The sequence below is a fragment of the Streptomyces sp. RLB3-17 genome, from assembly GCF_007113425.2.
GTDB classification, from domain to species: domain Bacteria; phylum Actinomycetota; class Actinomycetes; order Streptomycetales; family Streptomycetaceae; genus Streptomyces; species Streptomyces mirabilis_D.
Map to the genome: position 1 here is coordinate 5,542,050 of NZ_CP041610.2, position 24,099 is coordinate 5,566,148.

At 72.5% G+C, this 24,099-nt stretch carries 16 protein-coding genes, 2 tRNA genes and 1 riboswitch; of the genes, 8 read left to right on the plus strand and 10 right to left on the minus strand.

The genetic code is table 11. The features are described 5' to 3' along the window. The first annotated feature begins 28 nt into the window (after window positions 1-28). Window positions 29-808, plus strand: a complete 780-nt coding sequence (locus FNV62_RS25145; protein ID WP_143627164.1) for a TetR/AcrR family transcriptional regulator — start codon at window positions 29-31, stop codon at window positions 806-808. Between the two features lie 258 nt (window positions 809-1,066). Further along, window positions 1,067-3,082 (plus strand): sigma-70 family RNA polymerase sigma factor, encoded by a 2,016-nt coding sequence (locus FNV62_RS25150; protein WP_143627166.1) that lies wholly within the window; start codon window positions 1,067-1,069, stop codon window positions 3,080-3,082. A 59-nt stretch (window positions 3,083-3,141) separates the two neighbouring features. Here FNV62_RS25150 and FNV62_RS25155 read toward each other — a convergent pair whose 3' ends face one another. Further along, window positions 3,142-6,717, minus strand: a complete 3,576-nt coding sequence (locus tag FNV62_RS25155; RefSeq protein WP_225900363.1) for an AfsR/SARP family transcriptional regulator — start codon at window positions 6,715-6,717, stop codon at window positions 3,142-3,144. Between the two features lie 437 nt (window positions 6,718-7,154). After that, the gene (locus FNV62_RS25160; RefSeq protein WP_097285320.1) at window positions 7,155-9,254 is read right to left on the minus strand and encodes an asparagine synthase-related protein; all 2,100 of its coding nucleotides are present in this window, start codon (window positions 9,252-9,254) and stop codon (window positions 7,155-7,157) included. A gap of 747 nt (window positions 9,255-10,001) precedes the next feature. On the opposite strand from FNV62_RS25160, the gene FNV62_RS25165 reads away from it, so the two are divergent. The 4 genes from FNV62_RS25165 to FNV62_RS25180 all read left to right on the plus strand — a co-directional run bounded on the left by FNV62_RS25165 (window position 10,002) and on the right by FNV62_RS25180 (window position 15,438). Next, the gene (locus FNV62_RS25165; protein ID WP_060901701.1) at window positions 10,002-11,426 is read left to right on the plus strand and encodes a hypothetical protein; all 1,425 of its coding nucleotides are present in this window, start codon (window positions 10,002-10,004) and stop codon (window positions 11,424-11,426) included. Window positions 11,427-11,616: 190 nt separating this feature from the next. Then, on the plus strand, window positions 11,617-12,822 hold the full coding sequence (gene lhgO / locus FNV62_RS25170; RefSeq protein WP_225900364.1) for an L-2-hydroxyglutarate oxidase: 1,206 nt from the start codon (window positions 11,617-11,619) through the stop codon (window positions 12,820-12,822). A gap of 311 nt (window positions 12,823-13,133) precedes the next feature. Then, the gene (trmB, locus tag FNV62_RS25175; RefSeq protein WP_099921855.1) at window positions 13,134-13,973 is read left to right on the plus strand and encodes a tRNA (guanosine(46)-N7)-methyltransferase TrmB; all 840 of its coding nucleotides are present in this window, start codon (window positions 13,134-13,136) and stop codon (window positions 13,971-13,973) included. 67 nt (window positions 13,974-14,040) lie between these two features. Continuing rightward, the gene (locus tag FNV62_RS25180; RefSeq protein WP_143602212.1) at window positions 14,041-15,438 is read left to right on the plus strand and encodes a PrsW family intramembrane metalloprotease; all 1,398 of its coding nucleotides are present in this window, start codon (window positions 14,041-14,043) and stop codon (window positions 15,436-15,438) included. Between the two features lie 3 nt (window positions 15,439-15,441). Here the strand turns inward: FNV62_RS25180 and FNV62_RS25185 are convergent, their stop codons facing one another. The 6 genes from FNV62_RS25185 to FNV62_RS25210 form a co-directional block, all read right to left on the minus strand. Further along, complete coding sequence (locus FNV62_RS25185) at window positions 15,442-16,386, minus strand: aldo/keto reductase (protein WP_143602213.1); 945 nt, start codon at window positions 16,384-16,386, stop codon at window positions 15,442-15,444. A gap of 58 nt (window positions 16,387-16,444) precedes the next feature. Further along, window positions 16,445-17,482, minus strand: a complete 1,038-nt coding sequence (locus FNV62_RS25190) for a M23 family metallopeptidase (RefSeq protein ID WP_097285324.1) — start codon at window positions 17,480-17,482, stop codon at window positions 16,445-16,447. An 11-nt stretch (window positions 17,483-17,493) separates the two neighbouring features. Further along, window positions 17,494-17,651: riboswitch (cyclic di-AMP (ydaO/yuaA leader) on the minus strand. A gap of 256 nt (window positions 17,652-17,907) precedes the next feature. Further along, window positions 17,908-19,050: a PP2C family protein-serine/threonine phosphatase gene (locus FNV62_RS25195; protein ID WP_211179897.1), complete on the minus strand. Its 1,143-nt coding sequence runs from the start codon at window positions 19,048-19,050 to the stop codon at window positions 17,908-17,910. Between the two features lie 161 nt (window positions 19,051-19,211). Further along, window positions 19,212-19,403 (minus strand): hypothetical protein, encoded by a 192-nt coding sequence (locus FNV62_RS25200; protein WP_097285326.1) that lies wholly within the window; start codon window positions 19,401-19,403, stop codon window positions 19,212-19,214. A 150-nt stretch (window positions 19,404-19,553) separates the two neighbouring features. Continuing rightward, window positions 19,554-19,627: transfer RNA gene (locus FNV62_RS25205), tRNA-Met, on the minus strand. Window positions 19,628-19,700: 73 nt separating this feature from the next. Next, window positions 19,701-20,843 (minus strand): dihydrofolate reductase family protein, encoded by a 1,143-nt coding sequence (locus tag FNV62_RS25210; protein WP_097285327.1) that lies wholly within the window; start codon window positions 20,841-20,843, stop codon window positions 19,701-19,703. A 72-nt stretch (window positions 20,844-20,915) separates the two neighbouring features. Here FNV62_RS25210 and FNV62_RS25215 point away from each other — a divergent pair, with 72 nt between their 5' ends. Then, window positions 20,916-21,419, plus strand: a complete 504-nt coding sequence (locus FNV62_RS25215; RefSeq protein ID WP_054230266.1) for a MarR family winged helix-turn-helix transcriptional regulator — start codon at window positions 20,916-20,918, stop codon at window positions 21,417-21,419. Between the two features lie 207 nt (window positions 21,420-21,626). Next, window positions 21,627-22,253, plus strand: a complete 627-nt coding sequence (locus FNV62_RS25220; RefSeq protein ID WP_143602215.1) for a GTP cyclohydrolase II — start codon at window positions 21,627-21,629, stop codon at window positions 22,251-22,253. Window positions 22,254-22,325: 72 nt separating this feature from the next. Here the strand turns inward: FNV62_RS25220 and FNV62_RS25225 are convergent. Both FNV62_RS25225 and FNV62_RS25230 read right to left on the minus strand, forming a co-directional pair. Further along, window positions 22,326-22,398: transfer RNA gene (locus FNV62_RS25225), tRNA-Lys, on the minus strand. 109 nt (window positions 22,399-22,507) lie between these two features. After that, window positions 22,508-24,043 (minus strand): amino acid permease, encoded by a 1,536-nt coding sequence (locus tag FNV62_RS25230; RefSeq protein WP_097285328.1) that lies wholly within the window; start codon window positions 24,041-24,043, stop codon window positions 22,508-22,510. Window positions 24,044-24,099 lie beyond the last annotated feature (56 nt).

The following is a 24,099-nucleotide window of genomic DNA, read 5'->3' on the forward strand; positions in this document are numbered from 1 at the left end:
GGGAGACGTCATTACCGGGGGAACGCTTATGCACATTCAGGATGCTCATTGGTCTTCCGCGTCTGCCATCGCGTCCGGTGGCACGGTCGGCGCGGCAACGGGCGGCAACGGCCGCGGTCCGGTGGACGGATCGCGGACGACGCCGCTACGGGTGGACGCACAGCGCAATCTGGAGCACGTACTGCGCGCGGCGCGCGAGGTCTTCGGCGAGCTGGGGTACGGCGCGCCGATGGAGGACGTGGCGCGGCGCGCCCGGGTCGGCGTCGGCACGGTGTACCGGCGCTTCCCGAGCAAGGACGTCCTGGTCCGTCGGATAGCCGAGGAGGAGACCTCCCGGCTGACCGACCAGGCGCGCGCGGCGCTCGGTCAGGAGGACGAGCCGTGGTCGGCGCTCTCGCGCTTCCTGCGTACGTCGGTGGCCTCGGGTGCCGGGCGGCTGCTGCCGCCGCAGGTGCTGCGGGTCGGCGTCGCGGAGGACGGGCCCTCGGCGGACGAGGCGCGGGTGCCGCAGCAGCGGTCCCAGCTCGCCCCCGAGCTCCGGCTCGTCGAGCAGCGGTCGGCGCCCGAGGAGGAGGCCATGGCCTCGGTGGCCGACGACGCCGGTGCGGCCGCGCTGCTCGACGTGGTGGGCCGGCTGGTGGATCGGGCGCGCGCGGCGGGCGAGCTGCGGACGGACGTGACCGTGGCGGACGTACTGCTGGTCATAGCCACGGCGGCGCCTTCGCTGCCGGATGCCGCCCAGCAGGCCGCGGCCTCGGCCCGGCTGCTGGACATCCTGCTGGAGGGGCTGCGCTCGCGGCCGGCGTGACGGCGGCCGGGGTGACGGATGTCCGGGGTGACGGATGTCCGAGGTGATGGAGTTCGGGGTCCGGGCATTCCGGCCGTGGCGCAACTGCCTTGTGGGGGGCGTTTATTGACTATTCCCCAAACGGGTGACCACTAGTGCTGTCGTGTGGCAAGTCCCCACGGACGAGTGGTTGGTCCGTGCGGTGGGGTCCCGTCCCTGAAGCGTGTGGCACTCTGTCCCGGTATTCGGGTCCGAGTGTGCAGGCGGGGGCTTTCCGCGATGAGCGTTGACGGGCGGGACGAGTCACTCGGTGACGGTGGCGCGGAGGCCGGCGGGTCGCCCTCGCGGCAGGTACCGAGCCAGGGCGGTCCGTCGGGCATCACCCCGGAACCCTCGGGTCCATCGGATGCTCCGGGCACTTCGGGTGCCCCGAGGGACGCCAGTGTTCCGGCGCAGCGCGACCGGTTCGACCGACGTGACGGTGTCCTGCCACCCCCGATCGAGCCGCCGCCCTCCGACGCCGATCTGATCGGGCGGATGCGGGCGGGCGACGACACGGCGTACGAGGAGTTGTACCGCCGTCACGCCGAAGCCGTCCGTCGCTACGCCCGCACCTGCTGCCGGGACGCGCACACCGCGGACGACCTCACCGCCGAGGTGTTCGCCCGCATGCTCCAGGCGGTCCGCCGCGGCCACGGCCCCCAGCACGCCGTACGCGCGTATCTGCTCACCACGGTCCGCCGCGTCGCAGCGAGCTGGACGAAGTCCGCGAAACGGGAACAACTGGTCGACGACTTCGCGGTGTTCGCCGCGCAGTCCTCCCGCACCTCCGAGGTGTCCGACGAGGAAACGCTGGACCTGGGCGCCGACGTACGGGCGATGCACGAGGCCGAGCAGTCGATGGCGATGCAGGCGTTCCGGTCGCTGCCGGAGCGCTGGCAGGCCGTGCTGTGGCACACGGAGGTCGAGGACGAGTCCCCGAGCGAGGTCGCCACGCTCTTCGGGCTCGACGCCAACGGCACCCGCGTCCTGGCCAGCCGCGCCCGCGAGGGCCTCAAGCAGGCCTACCTCCAGGCACACGTCAGCGCCACGCTCACCATGGACGAGGAGTGCGCGCGCTACGCCGACCGGCTCGGCGCCTACGCCCGCGGCGGCCTGCGCACCCGGGCCGAGCGCGGACTGCGCAAGCACCTGGAGGAGTGCGCCAAGTGTCGGCTGGCCGCGGGCCAGATCAAGGAAGTCGCCGGCGGGATCCCCGCGGTCGTGCCGGTCGCGGTCATCGGTTGGTTCGGTGCCGCCGGGTACGCGAAGGCCGTCGCGCTCATCGCCGGTGGCGCCGGAGCGGGCGCGGCCGGGGCGGCGGGCGCAACGGCGGCGACGAGCGGCGGCTCGGGCGGGACGGCGGGCGCGGCCGGGGCGGCGAGCGGCGGCTCGGGCGGGGCGGGCGCCGGGGGCGGCGCGGCGGCCTCGGAGGGGCTCGGCGCGCCGGTGAAGGCCGGTATCGCGGCGGGGGTCGTCGCGGTGGCAGCGGCGGCGGTGGCACTCGCCCTCGTCGGCAACGGCAGCCCGGCCAACAAGCCCGAGGCCAAGCCGCCGGCCACCTCACCGGTGGTCGAAGCCCCACAGCCACAGCCACGGCCGACGCCGACGCCGACTCCGTCGAGGAAGCCCGCGCCAGGGGCCCCGGTGGTGGCCTCCGCACCGAAGCCCAGCCCGACCCCGACTCCCCGGCCCGCCCCGAAGCCCACACCCGAGCCGTCACCCACACCCACCCCGACGCGGGCGAAGCCGAAGCCCACCCCCACATCCGCCCCCGCACCGGCCCCCACTCCGACACCCACCCCGCCGCCGCCTCCCGCACCGGTCGTCTACCAGTGGAACGAGTTGAAGTACGACGTCACCGGTGACCACACCAAGCCCGAGATGCGGCTCGGCGAGAGCAGTTGGGTGTGGCAGCGATGGGGGGTCTCGATCGCGGGTCAGCGGTACACCCACGGCGTGACCGTGCACGGCGAGTCCTCGGTCACCATCGACCTCAACCGCAGCTGCTCGGCGTACGACGCACTGGTCGGCGTGGACGACCTGACGCTGGGCCTCGGTCAGGTGAGCTTCTCCGTGTACGCCGACGGAGCGCGCCTGTGGCAGTCGCCTCTGGTCAAGGGCGGCGAACCCGCGATCCCCGTGCATGTGAACCTCACCGGCCGCAAAACGGTTCGGCTGGCCGTCGAACCGCACACGAGATTCGACGCGGTCGCCCTGGCGGACTGGGCGGAGTCCAAGTTCCAGTGCCAGTGAGGTGAACCACTCCCTCGCCCCGACCCGTGCACCTTGCTCGTACGCCCTACTCGTACTTCTTACTCGTACTCCTTCAGCGCCTCCGCGAGCTCCCGCAGGGCGTCGGCCTGGGTGAAGCCCGCCCCCGTCGTCCGCGCGGACTCATGACGGACGGGACCGAGAGCGGTACGCGCGGCGGTCTCCGTGCGCTCGGCCCCGGTGCGCTCCTGGGTGGGACGGGGGTGACCGCCGCGCCAGGAAGTACCCGCGGCGAGCAGACGGGCCGCTCGGGGATGGTCGCCGAGCTCGGACAACAAGCCCGCCGCACTCTCGACGAGGCTCGCCGTCACCACGTCGGCGCACCGCCCCGTCACCGCACCGGCCAACGCGTCGACCATCTTGCGCAGGCCGGGCTCCGGGCCGGACTCGGCGGCCGTCACGAGCGCCTCGACCCAGTTCAGCGCCGCCATGAACTGCGGCGGCGGGGTGCCGCGGGTGGTCATCTCGCACGCCTGCTCCCACTGTTCACGCGCGACGGCGACCTCGCCGTCGTCCAGGGCCAGCTGGGCGCGGAGCAGACGGACGAAGGCGCCGGAGTCCGTGACGCTGTACCGCTCGGCCGCGGCGCTCGCCTCGTCCAGGGCGGCCAGCGCCTGCGAGCGCTCGCCCGCGCGGTAGGCGAGCTCGGCCAGCCGCGCCATGAGGAAGGGCGTCTCGGCGTACGCGCCGACCTCGAAGGCCAGCCGCAGTGCCTCCTCGTACTCGCCCTTGGCCTCGTCGTAGAAACCGCGCGCCATGGCCGCCTCCCCCGCGGCGCTGCACACCTGGGCGCGCACCCAGCGGTCGCCCACCCGCCGACTGAGCACCCGCAGCTCCGCGAGGTCGTCGTCCACGCCCGGCATGCCGCCCGGGGCGTCGACGACCATGTGCGTACGGAACATCAGGGTGACGCCGATCTCCCACTCACCGCCGTACGCACGGCAGTTGGCGAGGGCCGCGTCCATCGACGGACGCACGTCGTGCCAACCGCTCAGGAAGAAGGCGGTCATCGGCCAGACGATGCCCGGCATGGTCGCCGCGTCCGGACCGCCCTTCTCGAAGAAGTCCCGCACCCGCAGGATGTACTCCGGAATCCACGGGTACTCACCCGCGTCCAACGGATCGATGTCCACCAGCATGAACAGGTGCAGCATGCGCGCCCGCATCCGCATGCCGTGCAGCGGATGGGACTCCTCGTGGTCCGGGGCGTCGAGGAAGGCGGCCAGCGGGTCGAAACGATCCAGTTCGGCGAAGGGGTCGCCGCCACCGCCGCCACCGCCGCGGCCCTCGCACCCGTCACCACCGCCACCACCGCCACCACCGTCGCCGCCCTCCCCGCCGTGCGTCCGGTTCGCCTCGGACCCGACGCGCCTCGCGTCGAGCGCCGCGCCCAGCCGCAGCAGGCGATCCGTCCATTCCCCGCCCTCACGGCGGAAGTTGCGCAGCCACCAGAACCAGCCCATGGCGAGGACGAGCGCACCGGCGTCCTCCTCCGCGCCGGCGACGATCGCGCGGTGCAGGGCCGCCCGGATGTTGTCGAGCTCGGTCTCCAGACGGTGGATCCAGGGCAGCTGCGCGGCGGAGCGCAGCAGTGGCTCGGCCTCCTCGACGAGGTCACGCACCCACGCGCGGTGGCGCCGCTCGGCCGCGGCGCGCAGCTCGGGGACTTCGGCGGCGCGCTCGGTGGCGTACTCGTGGATCGTCTCCAGCATGCGGTACCGCATGCCGCCGCCACCGTCCTCGTCGTACGGGACGGACGGGGTCGCGACGATCAGTGACTTGTCGACGAGCGCACCGACAAGATCGGCCACGCCACCGGCGACCGGCCCGGCGAGGGAACCAGCGACGGAACCGGTGAGGGAACCGGTGCAGACGGCTTCGGCGGCCGCGAGGTCCCAGCCGCCCGCGAAGACGGACGCCTCGCACAGCACGGCCCGCTCCCGTTCGTCGAGCAGGTCCCAGGACCAGTCGACGACCGCGCGCAGGGTCTGCTGGCGGGGCAGCGCCGTGCGGCTTCCGGAGGTGAGCAGCCGGAAGCGGTCGTCGAGCCGGTCGGCGATCTGGCGGGGTGACAGCAGCCGCAGGCGCGCGGCGGCCAGCTCGATGGCCAGGGGCAGGCCGTCGAGCCGCCGGCAGATCTCGTCCACCGCCTCGGAGTCGTGGAGCGCGGCGCCGGCGTCGGGACGTACGGCCGACGCGCGCTCCATGAACAGACGGCGCGCGGGGTCGGGCGGCAGGGGCTCGACCGGGCGCACCAACTCACCGGGGACACCGAGGGGTTCACGGCTGGTGGCGAGGATGGTGAGCCCCGGGCAGCGGGTGAGCAGGGTTTCGGCGAGCTCGGCTGCCGCGCCGATGACGTGCTCGCAGTTGTCGAGGATCAGGAGCTGGCTGCGCGGGGCGCAGTACTCGACGAGCAGGCCGAGCGGGTCGTCCTGGCCGACCATCGCCATCTCGTGGGTCATCAAGACGGTCTCGCGCAGACCGAGGGCGCTGACCACCGCGCCCGGGACCGCCTCGGGCCGGTCGAGCGGGGCCAGCTCGACCAGCCAGGCCTGCGGGAGCCCGGCGGCGGCTTCCTCGGCGAGGCGGGTCTTTCCCGAACCGCCCGGTCCGGTCAGCGTGACCAGGCGTGCCCTCTGCACATCCGAACGGATCGCGTCGAGTTCGGGTTCCCGGCCGACGAAGGAGTTCAGGCGGGGGCGGAGGTTGCCGGTGCGTTCGGGGTCCAGGCGGGGGTCGGGGCCGGGGAGGTGTCCGCCCTCGGCCGGACGCGGAGTCTGTCGCTCTTCGAAGGAGCCGACGCGACGCCCTCGCCCCGTGCCCGCCCCCGCCCCGTCCTCTTCCCGCCGTACGCGATGGTCGGCGTCCACGGGTATGGGCCCCGGCCCGCCCGCTCCCGCCGGGTCGAGCAACTCCGTGTGCAGCCTCCGCAGTTCCCGGCCGGGATCCGCACCCAGACCCTCCTGGAGGGCGCGGCGCACCCCTTCGTACGCGGCCAGCGCGTCCGCTCCCCGGCCCGCGTCGCGCAGGGCGCGGATGTGCAGGACGTGCAGGGCCTCGTCGTACGGGTGGGCGGTTGTCAGCTCCTTCAACTCCGGTACGACGTCGGGGGCGCGGCCCAGTCGCAGGTCCGCGTCGATGCGGGTGCGCGTCGCCTGCAGGCGGAGCGCGTCCAGGCGGGTGGCGGCGTCTCGGTCGGGGAGGTCCGCGAGGGCCGGGCCGTGCCACAGGGCGAGGGCGTCGCGCAGGGTGTGGGCGGCGGTGGACGCGTCGCCGCGATCGAGGGCGGCCTTGCCGTCCCGTACCTGCCGCTCGAAGACGAACAGGTCCACGTCGTCCCTCGTGGCCCGCAATCGGTAGCCGCCCGCCTCCGAGGCGACCGCGTCCTTGCCGATCGCTCGGCGCAGGCGGCCGACCAGGGCCTGCAGCGCCGCCGGGGCGTCCAGTGGGGGGTCGTCCGCCCATACCTCGTCGATCAGGGTCTGGGGGGTGGTCGTGCGGTCCGTTCGTCGGGCGAGCGCCGTGAGCAGGGCGCGTACCCGGGGGCCGCCCAGCGCGACCGGGGCACCCTGTTCATCCTCCGCCTGGGCGACCCCCAGGATTCTGTACCGCACCCGCCTATTCTCACCTCGCCCGGTGCGCAGAGCCGAGGCTTTCCCCGGCGGGCCTCCGCTCCGGCCCACACCCGGTTTCTCCGCCCCCGCCGCCCCTACCCGTCCCATCCTCAACCTGGGGGCTCCGCCCCCAGACCCCCGGGTGAGTTCGCCGGCTGCGGGCCGGTGGGGGCCGATCGCGCAGTTCCCCGCGCCCCTGGGGGGCCGGGGCTGCGCCCCAGGCCCCCCATCGGCCCCATCGGCCCCACCGGCCCGCAGCCGTCCGCGCGCGGGAGGGGCCGTGCCGGTGCGTCGTAAGCCCGTCGCTTACGTTCGGGTCTGGAAGCGGCTCCTTGTAGGGCAAGGCCTGATCCGGCGGCGACGGGCTCGACGTACCGGCGCGGCCCCGACCCACCGACGACGCAGAGACGACCCAGAGCCGGCCGGCCGGCCAGCCGCTAGCCCCGCCCCCCGGCCCCCGCCCCCAACGCCCGCCCCTGCGGCACGATCCCCGCGGGTACGGCCCGTTGGCGGGCGGGCGTGCCCGTCCAGCACGTGCCGCGGCGGGCCAGCAGGCGGCGCAGCCACAGTTCCAGGGAGACCAGATCCGCCAGCCCGTCCAGCGGCAGCGGCTCCCCCGCCGCGGCCGCCCGCAGCGCCTTGCGGACGACCCGTGCCTCGACAAGCCCCGCCTGCGCCAGCAGAGGAGTGTCGAACAAAGCGATCAGGGAATCCGCGGCCACCCGCAACCCCGTCCGCGCGGCCGCCGCCGAGGACGCGTGCGAGGGCGCGCCCCAGCCGGGCGGCAGGTCGGCCACCCCTGCGCCCTCCAGGACGGTCCGGAGGATCGCGGCACGCGCCCCGGGCTGGACCCGCAGCGCCTCAGGCAACTCCCGGCACGCGCGGACGACCTGGTTGTCCAGGAACGGCGCGTGCAGCCGCTGGAAGCGGATCTCGGCGGCCTGTTCCAGGACGCGGAGATCGGCGGCGTGGCGTGCGAGCGCCGCCCGGGCGCGGAAGTCACCGGGCCGCTGCCCGGGACCGACCGCCCCCGTCCGACCTGCGGCTCCTTGTAGGCGAACCGATACTTCAGCCAGCGCCTCACCGGTCAGCCAACGCGCCGCGGGACCAGGCCTGGCCCAGGTGAGCGCAGCGAGTGACGCACCCACCGCGCCTCCCGGTTCGTCGAAGCGCCGGTGCAGCAGCCGGTCGGCGAGAACGTCGACGCCGGTCCGGTACGGCGTACGGGCGAGCTTGCGCGCGGCGCCGTACACGCGCGCGGGAACCATGACGGAACCGTCCGCCTTCGCCAACGCGGCGACGGGCCGGACCAGATGGCGTCTCTTGCGGTCCATCAGCAGGTCGGCCAGCCGCGCGGGGTGCGCGTCCAGGACCTGCCTGGCCCCGTACCCCGTGAAGTGGTCCGCGCTGCCGGAGGACAGCCGCGCACGGTGCCGCGCCGCCGTCACCAGCGACGGCCCCGGCTCGTCCGTCAGCGGCCCCTCCAGGTCGGCGTACGGAAGCGTCTCCTCGCCCCCGGCGACGACCACGTGGTGCAGCCGGGGGTTCGCGGCGAGCGTCCCGGCCCGCTCCACCTCGGCCTCCCGTCCGCGCACGGCGAGGTCGTTGAAGGTGACGGCGAGGAGCCGCTCACCGGCGCCCGTGCCGTGCCCGAGGACCGTGCCGGGCGCCCCCGGCAGCCCCGCCGCGAGCAGGGCCAGCGTCCCGGAGGCGGGCCCTCCGGAGAGGTCGGCCCCGATTCCCGGTACGGGCATCCCGCGCGCGGCACGCCGCTCCGCGGGCCCCATCCCGGGTACGGGCCCGGGGTCGATGTCGGTCCCGGGTACGTGCCGGGGAGCGGCGAGTCGCGCGCGTACGGCCTCCACCAGGGCGTCCCGGACACCGTCCACCGCGCTGTCGGGGTCCGCGGTGGGCGCGGCGACGGCGAGGGAGGCGACGGGCTCGTAGCCGGCGACCTCGCGGGCACCCGCGCGCATGATCAGCGCGTGCCCCGGCGGAATGCGTCGCACGCCTTCGTACGGGGTCGAGTCGTGGACCGCGGCCGGTACGTCCGGGGCGGCGAGCAGGGCCGCCAGGTGCCCGAAGTCGAGGTTGGCCTCGATGAGGTCGGCCAGCGGCAGGGCGGCGGTCGCGTAGGCCGTACCGCCGGCCCAGGGGGTGTGGAAGACGGGCCGCGCGCCCGCGAGGTCGCCCGCGACGGTGGTGCGGCGGCCGACCTGGACGACGGCGGTGTAGCTGCCGGACCAGGCGGTGAGGTGGCGCAGCGCGCCGCCGCGCGCGGCGAAGAGGCCGACCTTGAGTTCCTCGTCGCTCGCCCCGCAGGTGCCGAGGACGGCGATCCGGTTCTGCGCGTCGGCCTTGATGACGCGGACCTCGTCGGGGCGCCAGTCGCCGACCGCCCAGAGCGGATCGGGGTCGCCCCACAGGAGTTGGGAGCCCACCGGGTGCACGGTCTCGCCGTCGCTTCCGGTGGCGCCCGCCAGGCCGATCTCGGGCGCTCTGGTGGCGGTACTGCTCCACCCCACCAACCACCGCATCGACGCCTCCACAGGCTGTGGACAACCAGTGCACCGTACGAACTCGGCTCCATGCTGCCACGAAGACCGCGTACGGGAGGGCCCCTGGAGCGGCTTGCGCCCCCTGGAATGCGCCCCCGCGAATACGTTCGCGCCGTTGGGAGGCCGCTGCAAAGCCGATCCGAAGCAGATGCGAACACCCGCCCGAGGCAAGGCGATCACGACGGATTCACTGGGAACGACGAGTGGGCGGGGGTGGATCGGCGACGCGAATGCGCCCCCGGTACGCTCCCCGAAAGCACCTCATGCGCCCTCAAGTGACGTGGTAGGAGCGCTATTTGCCCGCAAAGGCCACCGTCGATTTTCGGCCAAATCGGCTGCGGGCGGACAGGCGTGCACACGCTCCGTACAGGCCCAGCGCACCGCTCCGGCAACGCACAGTCCGGGAGGCGGAGTTCGCCTCCCGGACCGGTCCGCCGCCCGCGGGGATGTAGGCGGCGGTGTCCCCCAGCCCACTGGATCCAGTACAGCGGGCCGACCCACGCACGATCCATGGAAGCGCTCCCCCGGTGGCCGGAGAAGAGCGCACGGACGGGCGCACAGCCACACAGCGGGAGCACGATGCAACCGTCCGTACTTCCGTACGGACCACAATCCCGCCATCCGGAACAACGCCCCTTAACGCTTGGGATGCGGCGAACTACGCTGGGTTTACGAATGCCGCATGGTTATGCCAGCGCGGCAGCCGTCTGTGTCGAGGGGTGGCGCATGTCCAGGGAGCAACGCGGGCCGAACGAAAAACTCGGCGCCGTTCTCGCCCTCGCGGGAATCAGCAATGCAGGACTCGCGCGGCGCGTCAACGATCTTGGCGCTCAACGCGGGTTGACTCTTCGCTACGACAAGACGTCGGTGGCGCGCTGGGTGTCGAAGGGAATGGTGCCGCAGGGTGCGGCGCCGCATCTCATCGCGGCCGCCATCGGTCAGAAGCTCGGCCGCCCGGTGCCGCTCCACGAGATCGGCCTGGCGGACGCGGATCCCGCGCCCGAAGTGGGCCTCGCCTTCCCCCGTGACGTCGGGCAGGCGGTGCGGTCCGCCACCGAGCTGTACCGCCTCGACCTCGCCGGCCGCCGGGCCGGCGGTGGCGGCATCTGGCAGTCCCTGGCGGGATCCTTCGCAGTGAGCGCTTACGCGACTCCCGCCTCACGGTGGCTGATAACCCCGGCCGACAGTTCGGTGGCGCGGGACGTGAACCCTTCCGAGGGCTCCGGGGCACCACTGAAAGTCGGCCACAGCGATGTGCAGAAGCTCCGCGAGGCAGCAGAGGACGCCAGGCGCTGGGACTCCAAGTACGGAGGTGGCGACTGGCGTTCGTCGATGGTGCCGGAATGTCTGCGGGTCGAGGCGGCACCGCTGTTGCTCGGCGCCTACTCCGACGAGGTGGGCAGAGCCCTGTTCGGGGCGAGTGCCGAGCTGACCCGGCTGGCGGGCTGGATGGCCTTCGACACGGGCCAGCAGGAGGCCGCCCAGCGCTACTACATCCAGGCCCTGCGCCTAGCCCGAGCCGCCGCCGACGTCCCTCTGGGCGGCTATGTACTGGCCTCGATGTCCCTCCAGGCGACCTACCGCGGCTTCGGCGACGAGGGCGTCGACCTCGCCCAGGCAGCCCTCGAGCGCAACCGGGGGCTCGCCACCGCCCGCACCATGAGCTTCTTCCGTCTCGTCGAGGCACGCGCCCACGCGCGCGCGGGTGACGCCCAGGCGGCCGGCGGGGCCCTGAAGGCCGCCGAGGGCTGGCTGGAGCGGGCCCGGGACGGCGACCACGACCCGAGCTGGCTCGGCTTCTACTCGTACGACCGTTTCGCGGCCGACGCGGCCGAGTGCTACCGCGATCTGAAGGCGCCGCGTCAGGTGCGCCGCTTCACCGAGCAGGCACTGTCGAAGCCGACGGAGGAGTTCGTACGCTCCCACGGTCTGCGACTGGTGGTGTCGGCGGTCGCCGAGCTCGAGTCGGGCAATCTCGACGCGGCATGCGAGCAGGGCGTACGGGCGGTGGAGGTCGCCGGGCGGATCTCCTCCGCGCGCACGACGGAGTACGTGAAGGACCTTCTGCACCGTCTGGAGCCCTACGGCGACGAACCGCGTGTGGTGGAGCTGAGGGAGCGGGCACGGCCGCTGCTGATGGCCCCGGCCTAGGGGTGGGTGCCTTCGCGTCTGCCGGGTTGCCGTGGTCTTGCGGCTGCGGGTTGTCCGGGGCCGGTCGCGCCCACGCGGCGGAGCCGCACAATGACGCGGCCCCGCGCTCCTTCGGGGGCGCGGCCCACTTCTTGGGTTTGAAGGCGTTGTCAGTGGCGCAGTGCACTCTTGAAGCCGGGAGGTGGAACAGGTGCGGGTCGCTTACGACTGCGATGTGCTGGTGATCGGCGGCGGGATCGTCGGCCTGGCGACGGCGTATGCGATCACGCGCGCCGCGCCGGGCACGCGGGTGACGGTGCTGGAGAAGGAGCCGGGCCCCGCCCGGCATCAGACGGGACGCAACAGCGGGGTGATCCACAGCGGGATCTACTACCGGCCCGGCTCGCTGAAGGCGCGGTACGCCGTGCGGGGCGCCGCCGAGATGGTGAAGTTCTGCGCGGAGTACGACATCGCGCACGCCGTCACCGGAAAGCTGATCGTCGCCACGGACAAGGCCGAGCTGCCCCGTCTGCACGGGCTCGTGCAGCGCGGCCGGGAGAACGGGATTCCGGTGCGGGAGCTGGGCCCCACCCAGATAGCGGAGTACGAGCCGCAGGTGCGCGGGCTCGCCGCGATCCACGTCGGCACGACGGGGGTGTGCGACTTCGTCGCCGTGGCCCGGCAGCTCGCCGAGTCCTCCGGGGCGGAGATCCGGTACGGGGCGCAGGTCGTCCGCATCGACCGCCGACCCGCGCTCGGCGTCGCCGTCCGCACGGAGGACGGGGCGGTCGTGCGGGGACGGGTGCTGGTCAACTGCGCCGGGCTGCACTGCGACGAGATCGCGCGCCTCGCCGGGGACGAGCCCGGCATGCGGATCATCCCCTTCCGCGGGGAGTACTACTCCCTGGCGCGTCCCGAGCTGGTCCACGGCCTGGTCTACCCGGTCCCCGACCCCGCCTTCCCCTTCCTCGGCGTGCACCTCACCCGGGGGATCGACGGAGACGTCCACATCGGGCCCAACGCGGTGCCCGCGCTCGCCCGGGAGGGGTACGGGTGGGGGGTCGTCCGGCCCCGCGAGGTGGGCGTGGCCGTGGCGTGGCCCGGTTCCTGGCGGATGGCGCGGCGGCACTGGCGGTACGGGGCGGGGGAGCTGCGGCGGTCGCTGTCCAAGGCGGCGTTCACCGGGGCGGTGCGGCGGCTGCTGCCCGCGGTGACGCCGGACGACCTGCTCCCGGCCTCGGCAGGTGTCCGGGCCCAGGCCGTCCTGCGGGACGGCACCCTGGTGGACGACTTCCTCATCGAGGAGGGCCCGCGCACCGTGCACGTCCTGAACGCGCCGTCTCCCGCCGCCACGGCGTCGCTCCCGATCGGCCGCGAGGTCGCGCGCAGGGCGCTGGGGGTGCTGGCGGGCACGTGACGGGTGACCGACCTGAGTTTCTCGCCCCGCCGCCCCTACCCGTCCCATCCCCAGGGGCTCCGCCCCCAGACCCCCGGGTGGGTTTGTCGACTGCGGGCCGGTGGGAGCTGGTCGCGCAGTTCCCCGCGCCCCTGGGGGGCCGGGGCTGCGCCCCGGTGCCCCATCGGCCTGACGGCCTCGTCCTCAGACGCCGGACGGGCTGAAAGATGCGCGCCAGCGCTCTTGGGGGCGCGGGGAACCGCGCGACCAGCCCCCACGCGCCCGCGGCGGCGGGAGAGTGCTCTCGGGGGCGCCGTAAAATCGTCCTCACTGTGTCTGACTCCATTGACTCCCCCGAAGAGCCCCGGTCCAGCTCCGTCGCCGGAGGTGAGCCCCATCGGCATGTCCGGGCCAAGGGGGAGCCCCGGTTCCCCGACGGTCCGAAGGCCGACCCCGCCGGATCGCACTTCGAGCGGCGGATCCGGAGTTTCCAGCCGCGGCGCAGCCGGGTCACCACGGGGCAGGCGGACGCGTTGCAGCGGCTGTGGCCCAAGTGGGGGCTCGACATCGACGGGCAGCGGGTGATCGATCTCGCGGAGTTGTTCGGGGGCGAGCGGCCCGTCGTGCTGGAGATCGGGTTCGGGATGGGCGAGGCCACCGCGCGGATGGCGGCGGAGGACCCGGAGACGGGGATCCTCGCCGTCGACGTGCACACGCCGGGGCAGGGCAACCTGCTCAACCTCGCGGACCAGAACGGACTCACCAATATCCGCGTCGGCAACGGTGACGCGATCATTCTGCTCAGGGAGATGCTCACGCCGGACTCCCTGAGCGGGCTGCGCGTGTACTTTCCCGATCCCTGGCCCAAGAAGCGGCACCACAAGCGGCGGCTGATCCAGCCGGAGTTCCTCAGCCTCGCGGCGACCCGCCTCAGGCCCGGCGCCCTCGTGCACTGCGCGACCGACTGGGAGCCGTACGCCGAGCAGATGCTGGAAGTGCTGAGCGCGCACCCGGACTTCGAGAACACCCGGCCGGACGGCGGTTACGCGCCTCGTCCGGACTTCCGGCCACTGACCCGTTTCGAGGGGCAGGGACTGGAGAAGGGTCATGTGGTGAACGACCTCCTGTTCCGGCGCGTACAGCACCGAGACCAGGACACATCCGGCGACTGAAGGCCCGCGGACGAACACCACCAGGCGCCGTCGCGGGCAGCGCCCCTCCCTCGTTAGGGTCAATGCCGTGGCCACCTTCCCCCCGTACCCGACGTATCCCGGCGGTCCCACCGGTGGGCCGGCCGACGGTGCACTGCGGCACGCGCACTGGTGGCAGCGGAAGTGGGTGCGCTACGGCGCGCTGATCACCCTGCTCGCGCTCTCCGGCCTCGTCATCCTGGCCCTGGTCCGCCAACAGACCGGCACCGAGGGCTTCCTGGTCGGGCTCGGCCTCGCCGTGCTGCCCGTGCCGCTCCTCGTCGCCGCGTTCCGCTGGCTTGACCGGGTGGAGCCCGGCCCCTGGCGCAACCTGCTCTTCGCCTTCGCGTGGGGCGCCTGCGCGGCGGCGCTGATAGCGATCGTCGCCAACAGTTTCGCGACCAGATGGATAGCGACCGCCACCGCCGACCCGTCCAGCGCCGACACCCTCGGCGCGACCGTCATAGCGCCGATCGTGGAGGAGTCCGCGAAGGCCGCCGCCGTGCTCCTGGTCTTCCTCTTCCGCCGCCGGGACTTCACGGGAATCGTCGACGGAGTCGTCATAGCCGGAGTCACCGCGACCGGTTTCGCCTTCACCGAGAACATCCTCTATCTCGGCACCGCCTTCGGCACGGACCAGCTCAACGGCGACCACGGCCTGGCCTCCGTCACCGCCGCGACCTTCTTCGTCCGCGTCGTGATGTCGCCCTTCGCGCACCCCCTGTTCACCGTGCTCACCGGCATCGGCTTCGGCACCGCGGCGTTGTCCGCCGAGCGCCAGCATGTGCGCCGCGTCCTGCTGCCCCTGACCGGACTGCTGCTCGCGATGGGCATGCACTCCATGTGGAACGGCTCGTCGAACTTCGGGGAGTACGGCTTCTACGCGGTGTACGGGGCGTTCATGGTGCCCGCGTTCGGTCTGCTCACCTTCCTCGTCATCTGGACGCGGCAGCGGGAGCTGAAGACCGTACGGACCGAACTTCCGGCGTACGCGGCGGCCGGGTGGCTCACCCCGCCCGAGCCGTACGCGCTCGGCTCGATGCGGGCGCGGCGGCTGGCCCGCGACTACGCGGCCCACCACTTCGGCAGGGCGGCGGCGCGCTCGGTCGCGCAGTACGAGGCGTACGCGACCTCGCTGGCGTTTCTGCGGCACCGGGGGCGCAGTGGTCGCGCCAACGCCGACTTCGTCGTACGGGAGGGGGAGTTGCTGCACGAGCTGTGGCGCCGCCGGGAGGTCGCCCGCCCCTCCCTCGCGTACGCGGCCCACGCGGCGGCCCCTGCCGTACCGGTGCCGCCGCAGCTGCCGCCGCCGTGGCCCGGCTACGGCTACGCGCCGGTGCCCGGCCAGGTGAACCCCGCGGGCGCGCCCCCGTACCCCGCCGGTGCGACGACCCCGTATCCCGCCCCGGCGACGCCGTACCCCGCGTACAACCCCTACCAGTCGTAGGCCTCAGGCGGACGCTTCCGTCAGCCTGGCCACCTCCGCGTCCGTCAGTGTCAGGTCGGCGACCGCCAGCAGGGCCGGCAGCTGCTCGACCGTCCGTGCGGAGGCGATGGGCGCCGCGACCGTCGGCCGGGCGGCGAGCCAGGCGAGGGCGACCGTGGCGACCTCGGCGTCATGGGCCCCGGCGACCTCGTCGAGGGCGGCCAGGACGCGGATGCCGCGCTCGGTGTCGAGGTGCTTGCCCGCGCCCTCGGCACGCGCGGAGTCGACCGTCGTACCCGGGCGGTACTTGCCGGTGAGGAATCCGGACGCGAGCGCGAAGTACGGGACGGCGGCCAGGCCGGTCCGGGAGGCGACCTCCTGGAGCGGGCCCTCGTAGGTGTCGCGCGAGACGAGGTTGTAGTGGGGCTGGAGGGCGACGTAGCGCGCGAGGCCCTCGCGGTCGGAGAACTCCACGGACTCCGCGAGCCGCTCGGCGGAGATGTTGGAGGCGGCGATCTCCCGGACCTTGCCGGCCCGGACCAGTTCGTCGAGCGCGCCGATGATCTCCTCGACCGGCACCGAGGTGTCGTCGAAGTGGGTGTAGTAGAGGTCGATGTAGTCCGTGCCGAGGCGGCGCAGCGAGGCGTCGGCGGCGGCCTTGATGTTCGCCGGGGACAGGCCCTTGTACTCGGGGTGGGTACTGACCTTGGTGGCGAGGACGACGTCGGAGCGGTTGCCCCGCGCGGCGAACCACTTGCCGATGATCGTCTCCGACTCACCGCCCGTGTGGCCGGCGATCCACGCGGAGTAGCCGTCGGCGGTGTCGACGAAGTTGCCGCCCCCGGCCGTGTACGCGTCGAGCACGGCGAAGGACTGCGCCTCGTCGGCGGTCCAGCCGAAGACGTTGCCGCCGAGGGAGAGCGGGAAGACCTCGAGGTCGGAGGAGCCGAGCTTGCGTAGAGAAGTCATGCCTTATTTCAACAGCCGTACCGGATTGCCATATTCCGTATACGGCCCCTGGGAACGATCAGGGGTTCAGGCCCTTGCTCTGCAGCCACGCCATCGGGTCGATCGCGCTGCCGCCGCCCGGGTGAACCTCCAGGTGGAGATGCGGCCCGGTCACGTTGCCGGTCGCGCCCACGCGCCCGATGACGTCACCGGTGGCCACCTTCTGTCCCACGCTGACGCTGATGGAGGACTGGTGGCAGAACCACAGCTCCGTGCCGTCGTCGAGGGTGAGGATGGTGCGGTAGCCGTACGAGCCGGCCCAGCCCGCCTCCGTGATCGTGCCGCTGTGGATGGCCTTGATCAGCGTGCCGGTGGGGGCCGCGAAGTCGAGGCCGGTGTGGTAGCCGGAGGACCACATGGAACCGGCGTCGCCGAAGCGGGAGGTCAGGGTGTACGAGGAGGTCGGCAGCGAGAAGCTCTTGGCGAGCTCGGCGAGGCGCGCGGCCTCGGCCTTCTGCTTGGCGTCCTCGTCCGCCTTCTTCTTCGCGGCGGCGACCTTGGCCTCGGCGTCGTCCTTCTGCTTGGCGGCCAGCGCGACCGCCTTCTTCGCGGCGGCGGACTCGGCGGCGGCCTGGGCCGCCTTGTCGATCTGGTCCTGCTGCGACTCGGCCTGCTGGATGATGCGGGCGCGCAGCGCCTCGCCCGCATCCGTGTTGCCCTGCGCGGCGTCAGCGCTGGTCACACCGGCGCTGGTGAGCGGGGTGGCGGAGCCCTTCGGCGTGCTGGAACCGCCGTCGGATATCAGCGCCTTGGCCGATGCGGTGACCGAGGAGAAGTCGGGCAGCGAGATGGAGACCGGCGGCTTGCCGGGCGCCGCGGTGGCCATGCCGCCCGCGCCGACGGCGGCGATGACGCCGACGCCCAGGACCGTGGAGCTGCGGGCGAGTCCTCCGCCGCGCTGCTTGGAGACGCGGTGCCGGCCGCGGAGGGGACGGATGGAATCCTCGGTGGGGTTCCACTCCTCCCAGGGGCCCTCGTCCTTGCCGTAGGCGTAGCCGAAAGTCTGGGTGTCGTTCGGCGGGAACGAAGTGGGCTGGGCAGGCCGGTTGGACGCCACGTGGGCGTGCTCCTTTCCTTCCTTCTCGCCTACCGGGTTAGCTGACGGGTTCGGAGCAGGAAGGTCTCCTACGCGCGTCAACCCACGGTGTCTCCACCGTGAAAGACGCTCGATTCACCCCAAGTTGGTGGTTCCCCGGTTCCCTTGCGGGATTCGGCGCGTGCGCACGGAGCCGACTCTTGTGACGGCTGGGACGACCGCGCTGCGTTATCGAACGTTAATAGACGCGGGTACCGGATTCCAAGCTGTTCGTACTGATCATTAACCACTTTTGGCCGGGACTTACCGCCCATGACCGACGGAAATCGGGCGAGTTGGCCGCGCCTCCCTACCTGGCGGTTATTTGACGGTGTGTCAGTTGTTATGCGGAGGGGCATCGACCGATCACCCCTCGTGACATCGATCAAGAACGCGCCCTTCCGTGGCTACGGCCGCCGTACGGCGAGCAGTGCCATGTCGTCCGTCAGGGCGCCGCCCGTGTGCCGTCGGACCTCCTCGACGAGCGTGGCCAGCAGGGCGTCGGGTCCGGGGAAGGTCCGTCCGGCCAGGCGCGCGGCCGGATCGTAGAAGCGCCCCTGCGCGTCGCGGGCCTCGGACAGGCCGTCCGTGTGGAAGAGGAGCGTGGCCCCGTGCGGGAACTCCGTCTCCTCGGCACGGTCCGGCCAGCTGCCCAACTCGCCCATGCCGAGCGGCAGTGCGGGGTTCGCGGCGACGAGCGTGACCAGCGTTCCGTCCGCGTGCAGCAGCAACGGCGGCGGGTGGCCGCGGTTGACGATCCTGACGAGGCCGCCCTCGTGCGTGATCTCCGCGAGGACGGCGGTGGTGAACCCCTCGAAGGCGTCGAGGCCCTCGCGCCGGGTGCCCTCGCGGGCCAGCGCCCGCTCCAGCCGCTGCGCGACCGCCTCCGGCGTGGCCTCCTGCTCGGCCGCCTCCCGGAACGCCCCGATGACCACCGCGACGGCGGCCACCGCGTCCATGCCCTTCCCGCGTACGTCGCCCACCACCAGCCGTACGCCGTGCGGGGAGTCCTGCACCGCGTACAGGTCGCCGCCGATGAACGCGCCCGCCTGCGCGGCCTCGTAGCGCGCCGCGACGTCGAGGCCGCCGATCCGCTGGTCGGGTTCCGGCAGGACGGCACGCTGGGCCGCCTCGGCGATCTGGTGGGCCGAGGCGAGTCGTTCGTCGGTGCGGCGGACGAGGATGTTGATGAGCACGGCCAGCACGCCGACGGTCGCCACGGTGGCGACCTCCGTGAGCGCGTCCACCTTGAAGACGATGCCGAGCCGGATGTGGATCGTGAGCACCGCGACGAGCGCCGCGATGCCGGTGAGCACGGTGCCGCGCAGCGAGAAGAGCGGGGCGGCCACGAGCGGCGCGGCCGTGAAGAGGGGGCCCGCGGTGAAGGCCATCGGGGTGAAGTAGTCGTAGAACGCGCCGACCAGGATGAGCAGCGCGGGCAGCACCCGGACGAGGCTGCGCGCGCAGGAGATCCGGCGCCGGTCCGCCTCGGCCGGGCTGGGCACCGGTTCGTCCCCCAGCCCCGGATCGGGCACGGGGTCCCCGGGCAACCGCCCACCGGACCGGTCGTACCGCTCGTCACTCGGCTTCTCGTACGGCTCGCCGTACGGCTCCTCGGCCCGCTGCGCGCCTCCTTGCTGCTGCCCCACCCGTCCAGACTTCCCGGCTCGGGGGCGGGCGGCGAGCGGGGAGGGGCCGACCGGGGGACACGTCAGTCGGAGGCCGACCACCGGACGCCGCCGGCTCCGCCGCGCTCGTGGTGGTACCCGGCCGGGGCGACGACGCTCCCGCCGTCCGGCACGAGGTCGTGACCGTCGTGACAGGCCCCGAGGAACAGCGCGCACACGGCGAGCAGCAGCGCGAGCGCCGGCGCGCGTCGGACCAGCCAGCGATGACGACTCATAGTGAGCGGAAGACTACAGAAAGTCGGGTCGACAGGGAAAACCGGGGCGGGACGGCGAACGGGAACGCCGGGCGGCAGGAAAACGGGGACGGTGAACGGGAAAAACCAAGGGCCGGAACTCGTTTCCGAGTTCCGGCCCTTGGCCTTCAGTAGCGGGGACAGGATTTGAACCTGCGACCTCTGGGTTATGAGCCCAGCGAGCTACCGAGCTGCTCCACCCCGCGTCGTTGAAATTAGTGTACGCCATCCGCGGGGCCCGATTCACCAGGCTTTTCGCGGACGACCGCGAGGCCGCCCCTAGCCGGCCGCGAGAAGGTGACGATTGGGCGCCACGGCCCGCTCCTCGAACTCCGGCAGTACGACGACATCCGCCCCCGCGGCCACGAGCAGACCGTTGCCGTCGGCCTCCGTCACGAACGTGTCGGGCTCGCGCCACGCGGTGACCACCCGCCGTACCCCCGCGTCGAGGATCAGCCGCGCACAGGGCGCGGGCCGGGAAGCCCGCCGCGCGCACGGCTCCAGGCTGCTGTACACGGTGGCGGAGCGCAGACGCGGATCCGTGGGATCGATCTTCGCGAGCGCCGCCTCCTCGGCGTGCACGACGGGGTCGTCGCCCTCCCGCGAGTGCCCGCGCGCCAGCTCGGTGCCGTCGGCCGCCACCACCACCGCGCCCACGCTGAACGCGGTCTCCGACGGCGGACACAGCGCCGCCAGCTCGCAGGCGACGCCCAGCCAGTGCCGGTCCGCGGCGGACGCGAGGGCGCCTTCCCCGGGTGCGGTGGGGACGTAGCGGACGAGGACGACGTCCCCGACCGGTCGTGTCTCCACCAGCCGCATCCGGCCCGGCGGATATCCCCCGGGTCCGAACAGCCGTGGCGCGTCCGGCTCCCCCACGAAGAGCGGCGCGACGGCGAGCTGCAGCTCGTCCGCCAGCCCCTGTGTCATCAGCTGGGTGTGCACGCGCCCCCCGCCCTCGACCATGAGCCGCCGCACCCCGCGGGCGTCGTGGAGGTGTTCGAGCACGACGCGCCAGTCCAGCTCGGCGCCGGTCGGGACCACGTCGACGTCCAGTCCGCGCAGGGCGTCGGTGGCGCGTTCGGCGCCCTTGTCCGTCGTATAGACGACCTTCTCGCCGCCCGTGTGCCAGAACTGGGCGTCCGGGTCGAGGTCGCCGGAGCCGCTGACGGTGACCTTCAGCGGGTACTCCGGGCGCCCGGCGGCGACCCGCGCCGCCCGCCGCTCGGCGGAGTTGACCAGCAGCCGGGGGTTGTCCGCGCGGATGGTGCCGGCGCCGATCAGGATCGCGTCGCTGGACGCCCGTACCTCGTCGACCCGGTCGAAGTCGGCCGGGCCCGAGAGCAGCAGGCGGTCGGGGCCGGTGTCGTCCAGGAAGCCGTCGAGGGAGACGGCGGCGGACAACAGGACATAGGGGTGGGGCATGGGGCGCACTCTCCAGCTCCGAGCGCAGGGCTCCTAGTGGTTCAAGTTTTAAACAATACCTAGACTGGCGGCATGACGACCCGCTGGCTCTCCCCCGCCGAGCAGCGCGCCTGGCGCGCGTACATCGCCGCCGCCTCGCTCCTGGAGGACACGATCGACCGGCAGCTCCAGGCCGAGACCGGCATGCCCCACCTTTACTACTCCATCCTGGCCATGCTGTCCGAGGCGCCGGACCGGCGGCTGCGGATGACCGACCTCGCCGAGACCCTGAAGATCACCCGCAGTCGGCTGACGTACGGCGTGACCCGGCTGGCGAGCGACGGCCTGGTGCGCCGGGAGGGCTGCCACAGCGACAAGCGCACCCAGATCGCGGTCCTCACGGACGAGGGGATGGCCGTTCTGGAGCGGGCGGCGCCGGGTCACGCGGAGCAGGTCAAGACGGCGGTCTTCGACCGACTGACCCCCGAGCAGGTGGGGCAGCTGGAGGAGATCTGCGGGGCGATCACCCGCGGCATCCAAGGGGAGAATCCCGGGGCCTGCGGGGAAGATCTGCCGTGGCGACGGCGTTCTTCCTGAGTCGGCGACGGCGTTCCTCGTAGTCGGCGACGGCATTTCCTCGTGAGCCGTACGACAGCACTCTTCGTGAGCCGTACGACACAGAATCCCGCAAAGCCGTTGCTTGAACTTTAAAGCACCGTGTACTGTCTGTCTCCGAGGCAGTGCTTCAAAACTGAAGCACCACCGGCACAACTCGCACGACACCCGCTGGACCGGAGAGACAACATGCGCGATTTCCCCACCGCCACGGTGCGCACCCGCGTCACTGTGCCCCTGCGCTTCGGCGACGGCTACTCGGTCGACGCGGAGTTGGTCACCTTCCACGGCCTCGCCGACGACAAGGAACACCTCGCCGTCGTGCTCGGCAAGCCCGGCGCGACCCCGCTGGTGCGGCTCCACTCCGAATGCCTGACCGGTGACGTCTTCGGCTCGGCCCGCTGCGACTGCGGCCCGCAGCTGCGCGAGGCGGTGGAGCGGATCGCGGAGCGCGGCGGAGTGCTCCTGTACCTCCGTCAGGAGGGCCGCGGCATCGGCCTCTACAACAAGCTCGACGCGTACGCCCTCCAGGACCAGGGCCTCGACACATACGCCGCCAACGCCGCCCTCGGCCTGCCCGAGGACGGCCGCGACTACACCGCGGCGGCCCAGATGCTCCAGGCCCTCGGCATCGACGACGTGGACCTGCTCTCCAACAACCCGGACAAGGCCGAGCAGCTGCGCGACCTCGGCGTCACGGTCTCCCACCGCGTCCCGACGGGCGTCTTCACCACCGCCCACAACGTGCGCTACCTGCGCGCCAAGGTCCTCCAGACCCAGCACACGCTCCCCCTGCCGGAACTCACGGCGGGCTGAGCCCTCGGGCCCCACGCTCCCCAAACACACCGAAGCCCCAGGTCGGATTCCCTCTGACCTGGGGCTTTTCGGTAGACCCTGTGGGACTCGAACCCACAACCAATGGATTAAAAGTCCACTGCTCTGCCAATTGAGCTAAGGGTCCACACGCCGGCCCGTCTCGATCCCGTGCCGATGCATCCCCGAGCATAGCCGGACGTGGCCGGGACTCCGATCGGGTATCCGCGTCCCGGCCACGCCAACAGCGAACAGCCCTATGGATCAACCGGTTCGGGCGCGTCCTTGCGCGCCGCCACGCGGGCGACCGTGCGGGCGTGGTCGGGGTTGAGGAACCAGTGGCGGGCCGACGCCAGCCACCAGGTCGCGGCGAAGCCGAGGACGACGAGGACCGCGACCGGGGCGTAGTTGAAGGTCTCCCAGGTGACCGGCGAGACCTGCGGCAGCATGAACAGGACCGTGATCACGACGACCCAGGCCACCGAGACGACGCCGATCGCGCGCGACCAGCGGCCCAGGTGCCACGGCCCCCGCTCGAACGCCTCCCCCTTGCGCAGCCGCAGCAGCGTCGGGATGACGTAGGCGATGTAGAGCCCGATCACGGCGATCGACGTCACGGCCGCGTACGCCGTCACATTGATCAGGTACGGCAGCCCCAGCACGAGCGCGCCCAGCGCCGCCAGCCACACCGCCGCGACCGGCGTGCGTGTGCGCGGGCTCACGGTGTGCCAGACCCGGGAGAACGGCAGCGCCCCGTCGCGCGAAAACGCGTAGATCATGCGGCTGTTGGCGGTGACGGACGCCATCCCGCAGAAGAGCTGCGCGCCGATCACCACCAGGAGCAGGAGTTTGCCCGCCGTCGCCCCCAGCGCGTCGAGCAGGATCTGCGCGGGCGGCGCGCCCGTCGCCGAGCCCAGCTCCTTGTCGTACGACTGGATGGCGAAGGTGAAGCCCAGCAGCAGCACGAATCCGGCTATCCACGAGGTCCAGATCGACTGCACGATGCCCTTCGGGCCCGCCGTCGACGCGTCGTGCGTCTCCTCGGTCATGTGGGCGGAGGCGTCGTACCCGGTGAAGGTGTACTGCGCCATCAGCAGGCCGACGAGGACGACGTACACGCCGCTGCCCCAGCCGGTGTTGTTCACGAAGTGCGTGAACACGAAGGACGCCGACTGATGGTGGTCCGGCACGAAGGCCAGCGCGCCCACGATCACCCCGACGCCCAGCACGTGCCACCACACACTGATGTCGTTGAGGAGGGCGACGATCCGGACCCCGAAGGTGTTCAGCAGCCCGTGCAGGACGAGGATCCCGGCGAAGAGCAGGATCGTGCGGCCCGGCGTGATCGTGAAGTCGAACTGCAGGTTCAGGTACGCGCCCAGGAAGGACGCCGCGCCGAAGTCGATCCCGGCGGTCACCGCGACCTGCCCGAGGACGTTGAACCACCCCGTGAACCAGGCCCAGGCGGCGGCCGACCTCGTCGGCGCCAGCCGGTGGGCCCAGAAGTACAGCCCCGCCGAGGTCGGATAGGCCGAACAGATCTCGGCCATCGACAGCCCGACGAACAGCGTCATCAGTCCGACCGCGACCCACCCCCAGGTGATCACGGCGGGGCCGCCGGTGTTCATGCCGAACAGATACAGCGTCAGACACCCCGAAAGAACCGAGATGATCGTGAACGAGACCGCGTAGTTGGAGAACGCCGACATGCGGCGGGCGAGAACCTGCGTATAGCCGAGCTGGGCGAGCCGTTCTTCGTCCGACAGCCCACTCGCCTTGGCGTCATCTGTCATGCCCCCAGCGATTCCCTCGCCGGGGGATCGACATGCACCGATCAAGATGTCGGATT